Origin of the sequence: Autumnicola musiva (genome assembly GCF_031846585.1) — a bacterium.
In the GTDB taxonomy this organism is placed as follows: Bacteria; Bacteroidota; Bacteroidia; order Flavobacteriales; family Flavobacteriaceae; genus Autumnicola; species Autumnicola musiva.
In genome coordinates this window covers 1-2950 of record NZ_JAVRHK010000045.1, presented here as the reverse complement: position 1 = coordinate 2950, position 2950 = coordinate 1, and the positions used below count along the sequence as shown (strand labels likewise).

1 protein-coding gene and 1 pseudogene are annotated in these 2950 nt (G+C 38.4%); both read right to left on the bottom strand.

The features are described from left to right. Positions 1–76 precede the first annotated feature (76 nt). Positions 77–1180: a TlpA family protein disulfide reductase gene (locus tag RM539_RS19645; protein ID WP_311505122.1), complete on the bottom strand. Its 1104-nt coding sequence runs from the start codon at positions 1178–1180 to the stop codon at positions 77–79. Positions 1181–1241: 61 nt separating this feature from the next. After that, positions 1242–2790 (bottom strand): annotated as a pseudogene (locus tag RM539_RS19640) (IS1182 family transposase). Between the last annotated feature and the right edge of the window lie 160 nt (positions 2791–2950).

Sequence of the window (2950 nt, the reverse complement as noted above, 5' to 3'; positions counted from 1 at the left end):
TTAAAGCAGCTTATTTTAATCTGGGTTTTTGGAAATTAATGGCTTGTGCAACGGTTACTAGTGTTGCCAGGAGTTTTTATTGCGAAATCATTAATTTAAGGTCTTTTTCAATTTCATTTGAAAAACCGTGGTATTCCTTCCTTACAATACCATTCTTATCGATTATAAAATATCTTGGATAGCTATTCACACTATATTCTTCGAGTAAATTGTTAGTGCCTATTAGGTTGAGAAAAGAAACATTCTTGTTTTTAAGAAGTTTTTTTGCACTTTCTTTACTTTGAGATACAATCCCAATCACTCGAAGTTCATCCTGATATTTCTTGCTCAATTCCTCAACTTTGGGAAACGATTTAATACACGGACTACACCAAACTTCCCAAAAATCAATAAGCAACAATTTATCGGTTTCCAGAGTGACTGTTTCAGACTCATCCATCAAATTTGAAAGTTCAATTAAAGGAAACTCTTTGTTTAAAATTTTATTTGGCGCTGCCTTAGTTGGCTGGATTACATCATAACTTGACACTAAATCTTTATAATCTGAAATTGACTTATTTCCTGCTTTATTAATTTTTATATCACTTAAAGTATGTTGAGTTACAGTGTTTTTTCCCAGCTTATTTGCTTTGAAAGTTACTTTAATAGGAAAGAAGTCATTTTTTCTCAATTCTAGGGTCTTTAGACGGTCTGTGATATCGTATACCGTATCTGGTTCTAAGGTATATTTCAAGAGATATTTATTTTCCTCTTCTATTAATTCTACATTTTTATAAATACTATCAAGGTGAAATATGTTCTCCACTACCATTTGTCCTCCCGGACTTCCAAGAATTCCTCCCACATAAATTAATCTGTAACTTTCTGCAGCTCTATTTATTTCAAAACCATTTCCATTATCATAGAGATACTCTTTCTCGTAATCATCTCGTTTACCGTAAAAGGAAAATCCAAAAATTTTATCATCCTCATTTTTTTCTACCACAGCAAACCCTTTATTATTCCAAACATCTCCACTTGGAAAAGTGTCAATCCTATGTACATTATATCCTACTTTCTCAATTTCTTTAGTGTTTTTTTTAAACTGAGATATCACATATTCGCTGTCCACCTCCTCTTTGTCTTGCTTACAACTTCCTATCACAAGGAAAACAACTATTAGTAATATAAATTTTCTCATTTGTATAATTTCTTAAAATTACTGGCAACGGCAGTCTGTCCCAAAACTACCTGATTATGTTTTAAAAATAGTTGAAATTAGGGTTTAAAACAAAACTTGTAATTATCCGGATCTTTTTTTGTGGAATAGGGGTAAAACCTTTATTGTGCTTTATATAGGGCTTTATAAGCTTTTTAAAGGTCAAAACCAGTGCTATCATCAGTTCCTTCAGGCCGATGTTACAGTTAACTTCGTAAATTATAAGCCAGTGCAATCAGCCCAAAATCGGCTGAAGCTGGCAGTATTCCCCTTTTGGTCATGATATGGTCAAAACCCCATTGCCTTTTAATAGTTCCATAAGGATGCTCAACTAAAGCCTGCCTTTTTTTATAAAGTTCCCCACTTTGGGCAATCCGCCGGGCATTGTCCTGGATGTTTTGGGTAAATTGGGTACGCTGTATAATTTTACCATTGGCTTTGGCCGTAGTGCACTTGCTCCTTACCGGGCACTGTTTGCAGGCTTTGGTCTTGTATTGCTTAAAGGTATAGTTTCTAGCTTTGTACCAGGAGCCGTTGCTGGATAAGGTATTCCCCTGCGGACAGATATAAGTGTCCTTATCGTAGTTGTAATCAAAGTTTTCAGCATTGTATTTAGGATCGGGAGCCTGACTTTTGCGTCCAATGGCGGGAATGGCCACCAGTGTGTTGATGCTCAAACTATCGGCAATATGGAACTCACTTCCGGTATGGTAGCCTTTGTCATAAAGGGCGGTAAAGGTGTTGGTTCTTAAAATGGATTTAGCCCTTCGCAGCATGGAGCCCATGGCCTTTTTATCGTTCTGATTGGTAATTTTATAATCAATCAGGAACTTATTGCGGGCATCTACGGTGGTTTGAGCAGTATAACAAACCTGGGTAACGGTGCCACGTACAATTTGATGCCGGCTATCAGGATCAGAGGTTGATTGTTGCGGGTTTTCAGAAGATAGATCTTTGTCCAGTTGCTTTTGTATTGCCCGGTATTTGGTCTGTTGTTGTTTGCGCCCCTTTATTTGATTTTCAATTTCTTGTGTTTTTTTCCGGTCGCCATCAGCCTTGGCCAGTTCTTTGGTGTGCTCTTCGAGCTTGTTGTCGATGTACTCCAGATGCCGCTGTATCTTCTTTTTGTTGTAATTGTTCTTCTTACTATTCTGTGCCCTTAGTTTGGTAGAATCCCCTGCAATAAGTACCCCTCCGATTAAGTTGAAGTTACGAGCGATGGCCACGCTCTGGCGGAATACCTTTCGGATGGCCTTTGGATTTTCTTTTCTAAACCGGGCAATGGTGTTGTGATCGGGTTTGAGATTTTTAAGTAGCCAGATCACTTCAATGTTACGCTGGCATTCTTTCTCCAATCTTCGGGAAGAGCGCATCTGGTTCATATACCCATAGATGAATAGTTTGAGTATGTCTGCCGGATGATAGGGTGGCCTTCCCTGGGAGGCTATGGATTGAAATCCCATTTGGGATAAATCGATCAGATTTACAAATTGATCAATCAGGCGTACGCTGTTATCCTGGGGGATCATATCATCCAAACAGGTCGCGTAAAGGCTAAGTTGTTCCCGGTCTTGTCCTTGTTGATATTCCATATCCTAAAAATACGGAATTCTTAGGTTTTGAGACAGTCTGACGGTCCCGGTTATCGCCAGTTGGCGGAGTAAGGGACGCGGATTTGTCGGCTTAGTATTGTTTTGTTGGTCAAGTTAATTATTTTCTTTCTAAGGCTGCCGGCTATTGGCGATTAACCGT

Excerpts from the sequence above, each read along its gene's own strand:
- RM539_RS19645 (WP_311505122.1), bottom strand. The coding sequence starts at position 1,180 with ATGAGAAAATTTATATTACTAATAGTTGTTTTCCTTGTGATAGGAAGT.